Source organism: Ruegeria sp. CDSB136 (assembly GCF_059610965.1).
Genome location: NZ_JBXWOP010000013.1, coordinates 1 through 15,837, shown reverse-complemented (window position 1 = coordinate 15,837; position 15,837 = coordinate 1). Strand labels below are relative to the sequence as shown.

Annotated in this window: 17 protein-coding genes; 11 read left to right on the top strand and 6 right to left on the bottom strand. The window is 60.7% G+C overall.

All coding sequences use genetic code 11. The features are described from left to right. Positions 1 to 67: 67 nt before the first annotated feature. From AC2FIR_RS14450 to AC2FIR_RS14425, 6 genes are all read left to right on the top strand, one after another. Positions 68 to 1,021, top strand: a complete 954-nt coding sequence (locus AC2FIR_RS14450; RefSeq protein WP_496746850.1) for a metal ABC transporter solute-binding protein, Zn/Mn family — start codon at positions 68 to 70, stop codon at positions 1,019 to 1,021. A 4-nt stretch (positions 1,022 to 1,025) separates the two neighbouring features. Beyond that, positions 1,026 to 1,829: a metal ABC transporter ATP-binding protein gene (locus AC2FIR_RS14445; RefSeq protein ID WP_496746848.1), complete on the top strand. Its 804-nt coding sequence runs from the start codon at positions 1,026 to 1,028 to the stop codon at positions 1,827 to 1,829. 3 nt (positions 1,830 to 1,832) lie between these two features. Beyond that, positions 1,833 to 3,038: a metal ABC transporter permease gene (locus tag AC2FIR_RS14440; protein ID WP_496746846.1), complete on the top strand. Its 1,206-nt coding sequence runs from the start codon at positions 1,833 to 1,835 to the stop codon at positions 3,036 to 3,038. Next, entirely contained in the window at positions 3,035 to 3,964 is a 930-nt protein-coding gene (locus tag AC2FIR_RS14435) for a metal ABC transporter permease (RefSeq protein WP_496746845.1), read from the top strand. The genes AC2FIR_RS14440 and AC2FIR_RS14435 overlap by 4 nt, the downstream gene beginning before the upstream one ends. Positions 3,965 to 4,243: 279 nt before the next feature. After that, the gene (gene mutL / locus AC2FIR_RS14430; protein ID WP_496762597.1) at positions 4,244 to 6,109 is read left to right on the top strand and encodes a DNA mismatch repair endonuclease MutL; all 1,866 of its coding nucleotides are present in this window, start codon (positions 4,244 to 4,246) and stop codon (positions 6,107 to 6,109) included. Between the two features lie 52 nt (positions 6,110 to 6,161). After that, positions 6,162 to 7,391: a DNA recombination protein RmuC gene (locus tag AC2FIR_RS14425; RefSeq protein WP_480491123.1), complete on the top strand. Its 1,230-nt coding sequence runs from the start codon at positions 6,162 to 6,164 to the stop codon at positions 7,389 to 7,391. 9 nt (positions 7,392 to 7,400) lie between these two features. Here the strand turns inward: AC2FIR_RS14425 and AC2FIR_RS14420 are convergent, their stop codons facing one another. Both AC2FIR_RS14420 and AC2FIR_RS14415 read right to left on the bottom strand, forming a co-directional pair. Next, on the bottom strand, positions 7,401 to 8,051 hold the full coding sequence (locus AC2FIR_RS14420; protein ID WP_496746842.1) for a ChrR family anti-sigma-E factor: 651 nt from the start codon (positions 8,049 to 8,051) through the stop codon (positions 7,401 to 7,403). 7 nt (positions 8,052 to 8,058) lie between these two features. Further along, positions 8,059 to 8,715 carry a sigma-70 family RNA polymerase sigma factor gene (locus tag AC2FIR_RS14415; protein WP_170613167.1) on the bottom strand — a complete coding sequence of 219 codons (657 nt, stop codon included), beginning with the start codon at positions 8,713 to 8,715 and terminating at the stop codon, positions 8,059 to 8,061. Between the two features lie 149 nt (positions 8,716 to 8,864). Between AC2FIR_RS14415 and AC2FIR_RS14410 the strand changes: the two genes are divergently transcribed. From AC2FIR_RS14410 to AC2FIR_RS14395, 4 genes are all read left to right on the top strand, one after another. Beyond that, positions 8,865 to 9,635, top strand: a complete 771-nt coding sequence (locus tag AC2FIR_RS14410) for a DUF1365 domain-containing protein (protein ID WP_170613117.1) — start codon at positions 8,865 to 8,867, stop codon at positions 9,633 to 9,635. A gap of 99 nt (positions 9,636 to 9,734) precedes the next feature. Then, positions 9,735 to 10,052, top strand: a complete 318-nt coding sequence (locus tag AC2FIR_RS14405; protein ID WP_170613119.1) for a DUF3775 domain-containing protein — start codon at positions 9,735 to 9,737, stop codon at positions 10,050 to 10,052. Positions 10,053 to 10,229: 177 nt separating this feature from the next. Beyond that, the gene (locus tag AC2FIR_RS14400; protein ID WP_496746840.1) at positions 10,230 to 10,463 is read left to right on the top strand and encodes a YjiS-like domain-containing protein; all 234 of its coding nucleotides are present in this window, start codon (positions 10,230 to 10,232) and stop codon (positions 10,461 to 10,463) included. A gap of 54 nt (positions 10,464 to 10,517) precedes the next feature. Continuing rightward, positions 10,518 to 10,718, top strand: coding sequence for a DUF1127 domain-containing protein (locus tag AC2FIR_RS14395; RefSeq protein ID WP_170613123.1), 201 nt, complete (start codon positions 10,518 to 10,520; stop codon positions 10,716 to 10,718). A 68-nt stretch (positions 10,719 to 10,786) separates the two neighbouring features. On the opposite strand, the gene AC2FIR_RS14390 is transcribed toward AC2FIR_RS14395, so the two are convergent. The 4 genes from AC2FIR_RS14390 to AC2FIR_RS14375 are packed head-to-tail and all read right to left on the bottom strand — an operon-like array spanning position 10,787 to position 14,287. Further along, positions 10,787 to 11,929, bottom strand: a complete 1,143-nt coding sequence (locus AC2FIR_RS14390; protein WP_496746838.1) for a saccharopine dehydrogenase family protein — start codon at positions 11,927 to 11,929, stop codon at positions 10,787 to 10,789. Between the two features lie 3 nt (positions 11,930 to 11,932). Further along, complete coding sequence (locus AC2FIR_RS14385) at positions 11,933 to 12,988, bottom strand: saccharopine dehydrogenase (RefSeq protein ID WP_496762595.1); 1,056 nt, start codon at positions 12,986 to 12,988, stop codon at positions 11,933 to 11,935. Positions 12,989 to 13,002: 14 nt separating this feature from the next. After that, positions 13,003 to 13,617 (bottom strand): glutathione S-transferase family protein, encoded by a 615-nt coding sequence (locus AC2FIR_RS14380; protein ID WP_496746835.1) that lies wholly within the window; start codon positions 13,615 to 13,617, stop codon positions 13,003 to 13,005. 19 nt (positions 13,618 to 13,636) lie between these two features. Then, positions 13,637 to 14,287 (bottom strand): histidine phosphatase family protein, encoded by a 651-nt coding sequence (locus AC2FIR_RS14375; protein ID WP_496746834.1) that lies wholly within the window; start codon positions 14,285 to 14,287, stop codon positions 13,637 to 13,639. Positions 14,288 to 14,442: 155 nt separating this feature from the next. On the opposite strand from AC2FIR_RS14375, the gene AC2FIR_RS14370 reads away from it, so the two are divergent. After that, entirely contained in the window at positions 14,443 to 15,645 is a 1,203-nt protein-coding gene (locus tag AC2FIR_RS14370; protein ID WP_170679795.1) for a Zn-dependent hydrolase, read from the top strand. Positions 15,646 to 15,837 lie beyond the last annotated feature (192 nt).

Genomic DNA, 15,837 nt, shown 5'->3' with positions numbered 1-15,837 from the left:
TAGCATTGACTTAGTTGCGAATGGTTCGCATATTCATTCTCAAGAGGATGCCATTTTGGGGCTGAATATGATTCGTCGCAGCTTTCTTGCAGTACTGGCCGTGGTCGCCATTCTGCCTTTGTCCGCCCTGGCCGAAGCGCCGCTGAAGGTGGTCGCCACTACCGGCATGATTGCCGATGCCGCCCGTCAGGTCGGGGGTGATCAGGTCGAGGTTAAGGGCCTCATGGGTCCGGGCGTCGACCCGCATGCATATCGCCAGACTCGCAGCGACATCGTTGCGATGACCCGCGCCGATCTTATTCTATGGCACGGTCTGTACCTTGAAGCGCAGATGGAAGATTTCTTTCATGACCTTGGCCGCAAGCGCACCGTCGTTGCCGTTGCCGAAGGAGTCGACAAATCCAAGCTGCAGGCGCATGACGATTATGCCGACAAATACGACCCGCATGTGTGGATGAGCCCGGCCCTGTGGCGTGATGTCGTGATCGAAATGCAGGAGGCGCTGACCGAGGCGCGCCCCGAAGCGGCGGACATCTTTGCCGCCAACGCACAGGCGCATCTGGCCGAACTCGAACAGCTCGAAGCCTATGCCGGTCAGGCCCTGGCGTCTGTCCCGGAAAACAACCGTGTACTTGTCACCGCGCATGATGCCTTTGGCTATTTCGGGGCCGAGTACGGCTATGAAGTGATGGGTATACAAGGCATTTCGACCCAGTCCGAGGCCGGTCTGAACCGGATCGGAGAGCTGGTGGATGCGCTGGTCGAGAAGCAATTGACCGCAGTTTTCGTGGAAAGCTCGGTCTCCGACCGCTCGATGCGTGCATTGATCGAAGGCGCCGCAGCGAAAGGCCATCAAGTGGGCGTAGGTGGCGAGCTGTATTCTGATGCCATGGGCGAACCGGGCACGTATGAGGGTACCTATATCGGCATGCTGGATCACAACATTACGGTTATTGCCGGGGCGCTTGGGGCCGATGTGCCTGCGCGCGGCATGAACGGCAAATTGTCGGCGGGGTTCTGAGGCAATGCTTGAACTGGCCGCAAATCAGGGTGTTTCAGTGACCGACCAAAGCGCCGGAGACAGCCCGCTGGCCATTCGCGGACTGACCGTTTCCTATGGTCAGAAACCGGCGGTGTTTTCGGTGGACATGACAGTCCAGTCGGGGGCGATGACGGCGATCATCGGGCCGAACGGCGCTGGTAAGTCGACCCTTCTCAAGGCAGCTCTGGGGATCGTGTCGCCTTTGTCGGGGCAAGTCACGGTCTATGGTCAGCCGCTTGAGAAACAGCGCGCTCGTATTGCTTATGTACCGCAGCGCGCCAGCGTGGATTGGGATTTCCCGACCCGCGTGATTGATGTGGTGCTGATGGGGCTGTCGCGCGAACTTGGGCTGCTGGGCCGCGTACGTGCGCGGCATATGTCGCGGGCGATGGACTGCCTGCACCGCGTCGGGATGCGCGATTTCGCCGATCGTCAGATCGGCCAGTTGTCCGGCGGGCAGCAGCAACGTGTGTTTCTGGCCCGCGCGCTGACGCAGGATGCCGATCTGTATCTTCTGGACGAACCCTTTGCCGGTGTCGACGCAGCTACCGAAAAAGCCATCATCGCGGTTCTGAAATCACTGAAAGAAGCCGGCAAGACTGTCGTGGTCGTGCATCATGATCTGGCCACCGTCACCGACTATTTCGACCATGTCTTCCTGATCAACACCCGTAAGGTTGCCGAAGGCCCCGTGGCGCAGGCCTTTACGGCCGAAACCCTGCAATCCGCCTATGGAGGTCGTCTGGCAACCGCCCAGATCGACCAGATTTCCCGCGCGCTGGGGTAAATCATGCTTTGGGACGCCCTGACCCTGCAGCTTGGCTATAACGCCACGCTGGTCGCCATCGGTGCCAGCTTGCTGGGCGTGTCCGCTGGTGTGGCTGGAACCTTCTTGTTTCTGCGCAAACGCGCGTTGGTAAGCGATGCGATCAGCCACGCGACCCTTCCGGGCGTGTGCCTGGCCTTCATGGTGCTGGTTGCTCTGGGCGGCGACGGGCGCAACCTGATTGGCCTGTTGGCGGGCTCCGCTGTGTCTGCTTGGGTGGGTCTACTGTGCATGAACTGGCTGACCCGGCACACCCGTCTGGCCGAGGATGCCGCCATTGGCACCGTCCTGTCCGTGTTCTTCGGGATGGGGATCGTGCTGCTGACCGTGATCCAGACCATGGGTGTAGGCCGTCAGGCCGGGTTGGAGGGGTTCCTGCTGGGCTCGACCGCAGGGATGCTTTGGGCTGACGCGCTGATCATCGCCATGGGCGGGGCGGTTACGCTGCTGCTGGTGATGATCATACGCCGCCCCATGATGATGGTGGCCTTTGACCCGGAATACGCGGCCGCCCGAGGCGTGCCGGTGCACCGGATTGATCTGGCCATGATGGGGCTGGTCATGGCCGTCACGGTTGTGGGCCTGAAAATCGTTGGGCTGATCCTGATCGTCGCCCTGCTGATCATCCCGCCCGTGACTGCGCGGTTCTGGTCCGACCGGTCGGACCGCGTCGTCCTGCTGGCCGGGTTGACCGGTGGGATGGCTGGGTATCTGGGGGCTGGGATTTCAGCCTCGGCCCCCAATCTGCCGACGGGGCCAATCATCGTGCTGGTCAGCTTTGGCTTTTTTGCCCTGTCGCTGCTTTTTGCGCCGGTCCGCGGCGTTCTGGCCGCGATTTTGCGCCACCTGAGGTTCCAGCGTCGCGTTCATATCCGTCAGGGCTTGCTGGCGATGGCGCAGGGGCAGAAGATATATGAGCCGCTGACCTTGCGGTTGCTGCGCCGGGCCGGCCTTGTGCGGGCCGATGGCGTGGCGACTGAGGCGGGCAAGGCGCGCGCCGCCAAAGCCCTGCGCGATGAAAAAAGGTGGGAGATCGTGCGCGCCGATCAGGCGCACGAGGCAACGGCGGCACTATATGACGGGTTGCGCGACATCGAATCTGTACTGACCCGCGATCAGATCACTGAAATCGACCGCCGCATCGGTGGCCCGCAGGAGGTCACGCAATGAGCGGTGAAGAATTCGTTCCCTTATCCCTGACGCCATTGCTGATCGGAACGTTTGCGGCGATTGCATGCGCTCTGCCCGGCAACTTTCTTGTGTTGCGCAAGCAGGCGCTGATCGGGGATGCCATCAGCCATGTCGTGCTGCCCGGTATCGTTTTGGCCTTTCTGCTGACCGGAGCGATTTCGACCTGGCCGATGATGCTGGGCGCAGCGGGTGCTGCCGTTGTCGCCGTTGTGATGATCGAGGCGATCCGGCGTCTTGGTCAGATTGAACCCGGCGCAGCGATGGGCGTGGTCTTCACCACCATGTTCGCCGCTGGTGTTCTGTTGCTGGAACAGACCGACACCTCGACCGTGCATCTGGACGTCGAGCATGCGCTTTACGGCAACCTGGAAAGCCTGATCTGGCTGGACGCCACGGGCTGGGCCTCGCTGCTGGACGCCACGGCGCTGGCAGGCCTGCCGCCGGAACTGCCGCGCATCGCCCTGACGCTGGCCGGCGTGGTTCTGTTCACATGGCTGTTCTGGCGACCGCTCAAGATCTCGACCTTCGACGAAGGGTTCGCGCGCACGATGGGCATACGAACGGGTGCGCTGGGAATGGCGCTTGTGATCGTGGCGGCGGTCGCAGCGGTTGCGGCGTTTGACGCGGTAGGGTCAATCATCGTGATCGCGATGTTCATCTGCCCGCCTGCCGCGGCGCGGATGATGACAAACCGGCTGGAAACCCAAATCGTATGGAGTGTTCTCTTCGCCGTACTGTCCGCCGTTTCCGGCTACATACTGGCCGGGTACGGGCCACTGTGGCTGGGCGGTGCGGATGCGGTCAGCGCGGCAGGGATGATTGCGACCATGTCGGGTCTGATACTGGCGTTGGCCGCCGTATTCGGCCCGTGCCGGACCCGTGCCGGGGCGCCTGCGGCTGCCTGAAGCGGCGCTTTCCTGCCAACCGTTGACGTAACGTCTCGGCTAAAACCTGCCCAAGTGAATGCGCATTCAGAGTTAACGCGAAATTCATCAGGTCCCGTGCTATGGACGGGTCAATTGAGCTTCGAACGACCACCACTCACCAAAGAACGTTCGGGCAATTGTATCATGACGCCGCTATCAGACCGGCGCGATGCAATTGTCCGAACGCCCCCTCGTATCCCGAAATACAGGTTTCAAATCGGTGGCAGAATCGCTCGTGATTGTGCTAGGTCTGGTGGTATGGCGCAGGCATACCCCAATATCGGCGAAAATCGCCCCAAAATCCGTCAACTTGACGACGCGGCGATTAATCGTATCGCTGCGGGTGAAGTGGTGGAGCGCCCTGCCTCGGCGGTTAAGGAACTGGTCGAAAACGCCATTGACGCGGGGGCGACGCGGATCGCCATAGATATCGCCGATGGCGGCAAGACGCTGATTCGAGTCACAGACGATGGCTGCGGCATCGCGCCCGAGGATCTGCCGCTGGCCTTGTCCCGCCATGCGACGTCAAAGATCGATGGGACGGATCTGCTGAACATCCACACCTTCGGCTTCCGGGGTGAGGCGCTGCCGTCGTTGGGTGCCGTTGGCCGCCTGACCATCACAAGCCGCGTGCCAGGGGCGGATGCGGCACGGGTCCATGTGTCGGGCGGGAAGATGGAGCCGGTTAAACCGGCGGCTCTGCGCGCAGGCACAGTGGTCGAGTTGCGCGACTTGTTCTTTGCCACACCCGCGCGCCTGAAGTTCATGCGCACCGACCGGGCCGAGGCACAGGCGATCACCGACACGGTCAAACGTCTGGCCATGGCCGAGCCCTCGATCACTTTCGTCCTGCGCGACGTCTCGGGCGGGGGAGAGGGGCGTGTGACCTTCCGCGCCGACCGCGAGAACGGCGATCTGTTTGACGCCCTGCACGCCCGTCTGGCCCGCGTGATCGGGCGCGAGTTTGCCGAGAACGCGTTGCAGATCGATGCCACGCGCGAGGGCATCCGGCTTTACGGTTACGCCGCGTTGCCGACCTATTCCCGGGGGGCAGCGGTGGCGCAGTACCTGTTCGTGAACGGGCGACCCGTTCGCGACAAGATGCTGACCGGCGCGTTGCGGGCAGCCTATTTCGATTTCCTCAGCCGAGACCGCCACCCGGCAGCAGCACTGTTCATCGATTGTGATCCGACGCTGGTGGATGTGAACGTCCATCCCGCCAAATCCGAAGTGCGGTTCCGCGACCCGGGTCTGGCGCGCGGGTTGATCGTGTCCGCCTTGCGTCATGCGCTGGCCGATGCCGGGCACCGGGCGTCCTCGACCGTGGCCAATGCCACTTTGGGTGCGATGCGGCCGGAACCGGCGCAATCGGCGCCGGCGCGGGTCTATCAGATGGACCGCCCTTCACCAGCCGCGCGCCAGGCGGCCTACCGGGCGCAGGCCCCGGGCTTTGCCGAACTGGCAAACGACTACAGCGGGAGCATCGTTGACGCGACGCCCTTGGTGTCTGCGATTGCGACGGTGGAAGAACCGCCTGCACAAGACCTGCCGCTGGGTGCCGCGCGCGGGCAGGTGCATGAGAATTACATCATTGCCCAGACCGCAGATGGCATGGTGATCGTTGATCAGCACGCTGCGCATGAACGGCTGGTCTATGAAAAGCTAAAAAACCAGATGGCCGCAAATGGCGTTGCCGCGCAGGCCTTGCTGATCCCCGAAATCGTTGAAATGTCCGAAGGGGATTGTTCGCGTCTGATGGCGGTGGCCGAAGATCTGTCCCGCCTCGGCCTGACGATCGAACCCTTTGGGGGCGGCGCAATCGCCATTCGCGAAACCCCGGCCATTCTTGGTGAGGTCGACGCCGGGGCGATGATCCTGGATATCCTGGATGAGCTGACCGATCAGGGCGAAAGCCAGAAGGTACAGGCGCGGATCGAGGCGATCCTCAGCCGGGTGGCCTGCCATGGTTCCGTCCGGTCAGGCCGCCGGATGCGGGCCGAAGAAATGAATGCTCTGCTGCGCGAGATGGAGGCCACGCCTCACTCAGGCCAGTGCAACCACGGTCGGCCCACCTATGTCGAATTGAAGCTGAGCGATATCGAACGCCTGTTCGGGCGCAGTTGATCCTGTGCCCAAGACAGGCTAAGGAGAATAAAACAAGAACATCCGAGGCAGCATGATCGAGATTGCAGGTACACAATACGCGTTGAACGACCCATTGATCCTGATCGTGGGTGGAGTGGTTGCGCTGATCTTGCTGCTGTTGTTCCTGTCGCTGCGGGCGGCCAACCGCTCAGCCCGGATGGCGGAACCGCTGGCGCGGCAGATGGCGCATCTGGGCCAGCATGTGCAGCAGTTGGGGCAAGGGCAGGAGCAGCTGCGTGGCGGGCTGCAGCACGTGTCGGACACGCAGGCCAATGCGCAGGTTCAGGTGATCCAAACGGTCGAGGCGCGCCTGTCTTCGGTCCAGCAGCAGATGAACGACCGGCTGGCGGACAACGCGATGAAATCGGCCCGCGCCCTGGCCGAGATGCAGGAACGGATGAAGGAATCGCTGCACGGTTCGTCGAAACAGACCGCGACCTCGCTGACCCAGTTGCAGGAAAGGCTGGCCGCCATCGACAAGGCGCAGGACAACATCACCAAATTGTCGGGCGACGTGCTGTCCTTGCAGGATATTCTTTCCAACAAACAGCGGCGCGGGATGTTCGGGGAAATCCAGCTGAACGACATCGTGTCCAAGGCGCTGCCGACCGACAGCTATTCGTTGCAGGCCACCCTTTCGAACGGCAAACGGGCGGATTGCCTGATCCACCTGCCCAACCCGCCCGGTCCCATCGTCATTGACGCAAAATTTCCGCTGGAGGATTTCGAAGCGCTGGCCGCTGCTCAGACACGAGTCGAAGTGGACAGATGCCTGAAGGCCTTTGGTGCGGCGGTTAAGGTGCACATCAGGACTATATCCGAGAAGTACATTCTGGACGGTGAAACCGCCGACGGTGCGCTTATGTTTGTTCCGTCCGAAGCCATCTATGCCGAATTGCACGCGCGCCTGCCCGAAGTGGTCCGCGAAGGGTTCGCGGCCCGTGTCTGGATCGTTTCACCCACGACCTGCATGGCAACACTGAACACGATGCGCGCGATCCTCAAGGACGCCCGGATGCGCGAACAGGCTGGCGCGATCCGCCGGGAGTTGGGCATGCTGCACAAGGATGTCGAAAGGCTGGGCGATCGCGTGGCCAATCTGGACCGGCATTTCGGGCAGGCCGCCAAAGACATCTCGGACATCAAGATCAGCGCTGAAAAGGCGGGACGCCGGGCACAACGTCTGGACAATTTCGATTTTGAGGAACTGTCCCCGGACGATCACGCCAACGTTGTGCCCTTGGGCAAAACCGAGGCCTGATCGCGCGGGTCAGATCCGCAGGAATGGCTGGAACAGGCGCGGCATCAGTTTGGTGAATTTCAGGGGCGCGTCCGTCACCGCCAGACAGATGCAGTCGGCCGAGATGTCGGCCACCGGCATGTGATGCAGGTCCTGATCGGCGATTTCGACATCACCACGCGCAAAGTGGTCGACCTCATCCGAAAACGCGCCCTGCAACACCATGGTCAGTTCTGTTCCATGGTGGCTGTGATCCGGTACGGCAGACCCTGCAGGGATAAACAGCAACCGGGCCGTTGACTCGCGTGTCGTCGGCAGGATCGCTTGCTTGACGCCCATGCCAATCGGCCTCCAGCGGATCGCGTTCACATCGCCACCGACGTAATCCTGCAAGGGCGCGGGCAGAACGGAGCAGACTGGCCGTGCCGGCTTGGGCGTTGGCGCGCCCTGAGAAATCAAGGCCATGGTCGCCGCCAAAGAGTCTTCGCTCATTGTGGGCGTCTCGGCCTGATCCTCCAAAACCTCACCACCAATGATGTTGTAGCTTTCAGCCGCAGCCCGGCAGCGGTCGCACAGTGACAAATGTGTCGCGACCATCAGATCGAATGCTTCGGGCAGCGTACCTGCTGCATAGGCCATCAGCAGGTCGTCGGTCAGGTGATGTTTAATTGCTTCTGTCATCGTTTTCTCAGTTCATCGCATGGCGCAGGCGATCCAGCGCCAGTCTAATTCGTGATTTGATTGTTCCCAGCGGCAATCCGGTTTCCGACGCGATTTCGCGGTGACTCAGATCGCCGAAATATGCTTTTTCGATCAGTTGCCGCTGCGCTTCGGGCAGAGCTTTCATCGCAATCCGCAATTGATCGGTTTCCTGTTGCAGGGCAACAACCTCGGTTTGATCCGGTTCGGCTTCGGGTCCCCAGCCCAGATCCTCGGGTTCGGGGCGGCGTTGTTTGCGCAGGATGTCGATCCGCTTGTTCCTTGCAATCGTGAACACCCAGGTTGCCACAGTGGCGCGGGTCGGATCGAACAGATGCGCCTTGTGCCACAACGTTGCCATCACCTCCTGCGCGCATTCTTCAGCGGTGGTGCCATCGGCACCGGACTTAATCAGGAACGCCTTGATACGTGGTGCAAAATGCCGGAACAGCTCGGCAAACGCCGCCTGATCCTGCGTGTCACGGATGCGCTTGACGTGATCAACCCATTCGGACCTGACACCGCACTTCTTTTGCGTTCCGTTCAATTGTTTACCCTTGATGCGTTTCTTTGCGACCCAAGGCTGGCCCGCGCCACTTGGGGGCGCAGGATCGTCGAGCGTCGCGGTGTCGATCTCGGTAAACATAACCACATTACGTGGCAGCGCCAAAGCCGGATCATTTAGCCCTACATTTTTTGATCCGATTTGCCTATCTGGCCGTAACAAAACTGAAATCAGCGCATTAAGTTTGCAGACACTGTATTATTGGCAGACTGACAGGAACCCGTAGCCGCATGAACAAAATCGACCATATCGCGGGACACACCTATCACAGCCGGAAAGGTGCGATTGAGAACGCGTTTCGGTATTCGGTCGATTTTATTCTGTTCGACCCCGAAAACCTGCCGAAAACACCATATCTGTTCTCGTTTCGGCGTGCCAACCTGATGAACTGGCGCGACCGCGATCATGGTGGCAGCCCAGGTGAAGGGCAGGGCGTGAACTGGCTGCGCAGCAGGCTTGAGGAGATGGGCTTGCCCTCGCCGTCTCGAATCTTGCTGCTGACGCAACCGCGCGTACTAGGGCACGTGTTCAACCCGGTCAGCTTCTGGCTTTGCCTTGACCCCGACGCGCAACTTTTCGCAGTGATCGCCGAAGTGACCAATACCTATGGCACGCGTCACAGCTATGTTTGCCACAAGCCCGACCTGTCGCCGATCCAGCCCGAAGATCGAATAGTGGCGGACAAGAAGATGCATGTTTCTCCGTTTCAGAAGATTGAAGGGACGTACAGCTTCCGGTTTGACTTCCGACCGGACCGAGTTGGCGTCATGATCGACTATTCCCGGAAGGATGGCGGATTGGTGGCAACCCTGACCGGGTTGCGGGCACCGTTAACCAACCGCTCTATCCTGACGGCGCTTGTCCGTCGCCCCTTTGGGGCGCGCCGGGGATTTGCCCTGATCCTGTGGCAGGCTTTGAAGCTGTGGATCAAGAAGGCCACGTTCCGACCCTTTCGAACCGCACCGGTGCCAGAGCAGCCGGTGTCGCGCCCCCGCATGTAAGATTCCCTCAGACTAGGCGACGTTTGCGTAAGATCAAAGACGCGGCCGTTGCGTCGTGATTGTGATAGCCTGAAACCCGCGAACATAAGGAGATGGGACATGCTGGAAATTTCGGCCAGAAAGGTTGCCCAGGTGGCAATGATGGGGCGCGAACTTGGGCGTGCCGAAGCAGAGCTGCGCGCTTTCGTCGACCGCATGAGCGAAGACGAGCAGGCCGAGCTGGTGGCGATCATGTGGATCGGCCGCGAGAGCTTTTTTGCCGAAGATCTGGCCGAAGCCATCGCAACCGCAAAGTCCGAGGCCTCGACCCCCTGCGCCGACTACCTGATCGGCACGCCGCACTTGTCGGATCACCTGGAAAACGGGCTGGATGCGCTGGGGATTTCGGCCGAGGATGTCGAGAATGACCTGATGTAGGTTCCATTGGCCTGAACCATCGAACAGGGCCAGAGTCGTCTGATCCTAACTTTGGATTTCGAATACCCGCAAGCCGAACATTAATTCGGATTAATCCGGTGTTTTGGCATCGTTAACACTCCGCTCCTTTATCAGAACTGTGACCAGAAACGTTGTTCGGATGAGAAGGAGAAGGCGATGGCACATTTACACACAGCCAGACCGCAGCGCAGCTTCTTTGCCGGTCTGAGTTCAGAATGCCGCGCGCTCAGGGATGAGTTTGCGCGTCGCCGGCAGGTCGCTGAGTCGATGCAAACGCTGGAAAAAATGACTGACCGACAATTGGACGACATCGGCATTCCGCGCCATCGGATCGCACGATCCGCCTATCAAAGCGTCTATGGTCAGTCCCCGGTGGAACTGCGTCGCTAAGCTGTTTCGTCCCAATACGGACCGATCTTTGTCTGCAATTCAAGGAACAAAACGATGTTAGATACAATTGGAGTACACCAGGAGCGCCCCATTGCCAGCGCATTGCTGCTTTTTGACCGGGCCATGCAAATCCGTGCTGTTCGGTCTGATATTGTGCGGGCCGCTCAGGAGCTGAACCGTCTGTCCGATAACCAGCTGTCCGAGCTTGGAATCAATCGGTCTGATCTTGATGAAACGATCCAGCTTTACATCTGAAAGTGGGATGTCGGAACAGCCGCATCGCCACGCCGATGCGGCTGTTTTCTTGCGCGCTGAGAAAAAGCTCAGCTTGTGTGATCCACAATCTGCAAATGCTGCGCCAGCGTGTCGATTTCGCCCATCCACGCCGCCACCAGCTTGGGATCGCTGGGCGCCGCATGAACGCCAGCGGGAATGGCGCGGTTCAGGACGGCTTCGACGGCCAGCGAGACCGGGATCGATACCAGACGGGCCATGGCAGTGCCGCGTTCATCGCCCCAGGCGTCCATGACGTAGGTTTTGTGCCAGACCTCGGCCCCGTCTTTTTCGGCCTTCAGGCCGACGCACAGAACCACGCGGTCGGGTTCGCCGTCGTCATAGGCGTTTTCTTCCCAGAACTGATCGGACATTTCTTTCAGCCGCGCATCGCCTTCCAGTCCGGTCAGGGTTTCGATTTCGCGGAACACGTCCGACCAGGCATCCGACCAGCCGTTCAGACGCAGAGTGCCGCGGACGAATTCCTTGACCGGCCAGTGATCCTCGAAATGATACTGCGCCATGAACGGGATCGAGTCGCGGTTTGGGTAAACCTCAAAGCTTTCCGGCGCTGGCAGCGGTGCAATATAGCTGCTGATCGCATCCCATGGGCGGGCTACATCCAGCGGGGCGTAATCGCGGATCGATTTCGAGGGCGAGCGCAGCGCCTTGAGCACACCCAACGGCGACCAGCTGAACTTGTACCGGAACGGGTTGGGGTTCTTCGGGATACCGCCGCAATACGAGATGAAGCTCAGGTGGTTCTGCGGATCGAACGCGTCCGAGGCGCGGTACTCATCGACCAGTGCATGTGCCATCAGGTGGTCGATACCCGGGTCCAGTCCGACCTCGTTGACCAGCGCCACGCCGGCCTCGCGCGCCTTGTCGTCCAGCGCGCGCATTTCGGGCGCGATATAAGACGACGAGACGAAATTCGCCCCTTTCGAAATCGCCAGCTCCGCCAGCGGCACATGCCAGTCGCCCGGCAGCATGGAAACGATCACGTCGCCCTGTTCCAGTACCGCACCAATTGCGTCGATGTCGAAGGCGCGGATGTCATCCGTCAGGTCTCCGACCTCGGCTTTGGCTTTTTCGATGGTCCGGTTCCAGACAGTGATCTTGTGCCCGCCCTCGAACAGGCGGCGCAGGCCGGGAATGGCCGAGAGGCCGGTGCCACACCAGTGAATCGTCATCGCTCAGATCCCTTCGATATGTGTTTTGTAAGTTGCTTCCGCCCGGCCCCAGACACCACTTTCCAGATCGGTCAGGGTCAGCAGAGAGGGCAGCAGTTGCGCCGCGTAGTCTTCGGAACTTTCGACCGGCAGCATCGACGGCAGGTTGTCGATGGCCATTACATCCATCACCGGATCACTTGCCACGCGCAGGGCGGGGGCGTCCCAGGTGGTGGCCCGGTCATAGACCGGAACCGGGTTGTAGTCGCTGTCCGGGTCGCAAGCCACGTCACCGATGGCGGTCAGCTTGCGAGTTGCGGTCAATGCCTCACGCGGGACGAAGACGGGCGTACCGGGGCGGGCGAAGATGCAGTTCAGGAACAGGTCATGGTCGAGGATTTCGGGGAACGGCCCGCCGCTGGCGGTTTCGGCCATGTCCCATTTGGTGACTGTAACGGCCATGGCTTCGCACAGATCAGCCGCGCCCGTTCCGACACGCCCCAAGGCACCGATGACAATGGCGCGGGGGCGGTCGGTGCCGGTCGCGTCCAGTTCGGCCAGAAGCTCCGCGTTCAGCGCATCTTTGCTGGGATAGACACCCACGGGCGGACATTCCTCATCGCGCTGCTGTGCGGCCCACGTCTTCAGCGTCACCGCCGCGCCTGCGTACCCGGCCCAGTACCCGAAAGCCGCAACCCGGCGGTCGTTTTCGTCGACCAGATATTCCAGGTCATAAAGTGTGCCGCCACCGGTCTTGAACCGCTCCAGCAGCGCGAGGCCAGAATGCTGGCCCTTAAAGGCGTGGCCGAACATGATGTGTCGATGCGGCAGAGGCGTGCCATCCTCGGGCAGTTCCTTGAGGCCGAAGATGATCGCGTCACGCGGGGCGTCGGGCCATGAATTCTCGGCCGCGATCTCACACCCGGCGTCTTTGTAGCCGTCGATCGGGATGGCGCGGACATGGCTTTCCTCGACCGTCACGCGGATGCCTGCGGCAATCAGCGCGGCGGCGCCTTCGGGGGTCAGGCCGACCCGTTCTTCGTTCGGGCGCTGTTCTGCCCGGACCCAGAGATGTGTCATTCGTTGTCCTTTTGTCAGAGCATTCCGGCGGCGCGCACCGCCTGAACCGATGTGCGTGCTTCCATCGCCTCGCGGAAGGCGACAATCTTGGGAAAGGCCGAGACGTCCACGCCGTCGCCCTCAAGCCAGCTGCAGACGACATAAAGATAGGCATCAGCCAGCGAGAACGCCTCGCCCAGCACAAACGGTCCGCGCAGACCGTTCGACGAGATATAGTCGCAGGACGCGGTCATCGTCTGCGGTACCTTGTCTTTCATATCCTTCCAGCTGGCTTTCTTGTCTGCCCAACGCGGCCCGCGCAGCTTGTGCGCGTGGTTCACATGCATGGTTGAGGCCAGATAGTACATCACCTCGCGCATACGGGCCGCCATGATCGGGTCGTCAGGCACCAGCCCGGCTTCTGGCGCTTTGGTCGCGACGTAGTCCAGCAGCGCGCCTGATTCGGTCAGAATACCGCCGTCAACGGCCAATGCCGGCACGCGTCCTTTGGGGTTGATCTGCTTGTAGGCCGGTTTGGTCTGCTCGGCTTCTGCAAAATCCAGACGTATGGCCTCGTATTCCAAACCCGCTTCCTCCAGCGCGATGGCGACGGCGACTGAAATCGTGCGGGGCGCGTAGTAGAGTTGCATCAGATGGCCTCCGGTTTCCTTACAGATGGGTCTGGGCAAACTGCCGGTCGGGCGCTTCCAGATGTGGCACGGCATTGAACAGAACCGTACTGAGCTGCGGGCCGATCGGATGCAGACGATGCATGGACGTGTTCATGATGGCAAGAGCCACGCGAGCCATGGAAGGTATGTCCAGCCCCATCGCCTGCCGCACGACCATGGAAATCAGTCCGCCCGAGGTGACAACGATGGCCGGGCCGCCCTCGGTTCCGATATCCCGCAATGCCGCCGAAACCCGGGCTTCGAATTCAGCGAAGGTCTCTGGTGTGTTGCGGATATCGCCGCTTGCCCAGGCCGCAAAGGTTCGGGGCAGGTGTTCGACAAAACCTTCCCGGTCGATTGGGACGGCCACGCCATGCTGTTCCTCGAACAGCTTTGCGATTGTGAAATATTCAATCTCGTTCAGCCGCGCGTCGCGCACCGGGTTGAGGAGACCCATACTGGCAGCGGTCTCCACATGCCGGGTCAGGGTGCCACAATACGCCCGCGTGTGATGCGCATGCGTATCCTTGAGGTACCCCCCAAGCCACCGCGCCTGCTGATGGCCCAGCTCGCTGAGCTTGTCATAGTCTTTTTCATCACGCGCAGAGGTGTTGGCCTGTCCGTGACGAACCAGTGTAATATGTGACATGGTGGTTCCTCTTGGCGTCATGTCTTAAGACAGCTTCATTGCCGGGGCCAGAGGTGTTGCACCCGCCCGGAGTGAAAAATCGCGGATCCGATGCAGCGGAGGACTTGCAGGTCAAGGCGCAGCCCATAAGGTTGATCGGCACAAAGGGGGCAATCATGGCTGTCGATGAAAACCGGTTTCTGGCCGATCTGCACAAATTGCGTTCATTTGGGGCGGCGGGTGTTGGGAAGGGCGTGGTAAGGCCCGCCTATTCCGACGCGGATATCGCGGCGCGCCGCTGGCTGGCCGGTCGGATGGAAGACGCCGGACTGCGCCCGCATTTCGATCCGGTCGGAAACCTGTTTGGGTTGGCCGCCGGTCCGTCGCTGCTGATGGGGTCGCATTCCGACAGCCAGCCAGAAGGTGGTTGGCTGGATGGTGCGCTGGGCGTCATCGCGGCACTTGAAGTGGCGCGCGCAACCGATCGCGCGATTTCGGTCGTCAGCTTTCAGGATGAAGAAGGGCGGTTTGGCGTGACCACCGGGTCTGCCGTGTGGTCGGGAACGCTGCCTTTGTCCGCAGCGGATGCTCTCACCGATCATGAAGGCACGGCATTTTCCGAGGCCCGTGCCTTGATGAGTGGTCTGGCTCAGGACTTCGTCGATCCCGATCAGTTCACCGGGTTTCTCGAGATGCATATCGAACAGGGACCCGCGCTGGACACAAGCGGGGATCAGATCGGTGTCGTGACCGACATCGTTGGCATCCGCGACATGAAAATCACCTTTGAAGGACAGCAGAATCATGCGGGCACTACACCGATGCATCTGCGTCGGGATGCGTTTCAGGCAGTGTCCCTGTTCAATTCGCTGATCAACGACCGGTTCCGGAATGTGGTTGCGCCCGAAACGGTCTGGACCATTGGCCATGTCGATCTGCATCCCAACGCCTCGTCCATCGTGCCGGGGCTTGCGCGTTTCTCGATGCAATGGCGCGACGGTACATCTGACCGGCTGGAACGGATGGAGCAGATCATCCGCACGACCGCGCAGGAGGTCGCCGATCGGATGAACATGTCGGTGACCTACGGGCCGTTGCTGGGGCTGGAGCCCGTGGCGATGGATCGGGAACTCCGCGCGGCGCTGGAACAGGGGGCGGAAAGAATTGCCCCATCCCGCTGGCGCTCCATGCCGTCCGGCGCGTTGCATGATGCAACCAATGTGTCCCGCCTGATGCCGGTTGCTATGCTGTTCGTGCCGTCGATCAACGGGATTAGTCATGACTTCTCAGAAGATACGTCCGAACATGATCTGATCGCGGGGCTGCATGTTCTTGAACATGCAGTCAACGCGCTGCCTTCGGGCAAATCCGTTGCCTGACGGAGAAAAGTTTCCTAAAGGGGAATTGCTGGTTGTATATCCTGGTATACAACTGCTGCCAAAAACAACGTTTGCGCCTCAGCCATCTGAGATTGTGTCGTTGCCGTTTGTTTTGCAAAACTACAAGCGTTGAAGTCAGGAGAGAACAGGAATGTCGACGTATTATTCTGAAGAGCACGAGTGGCTGCGAGT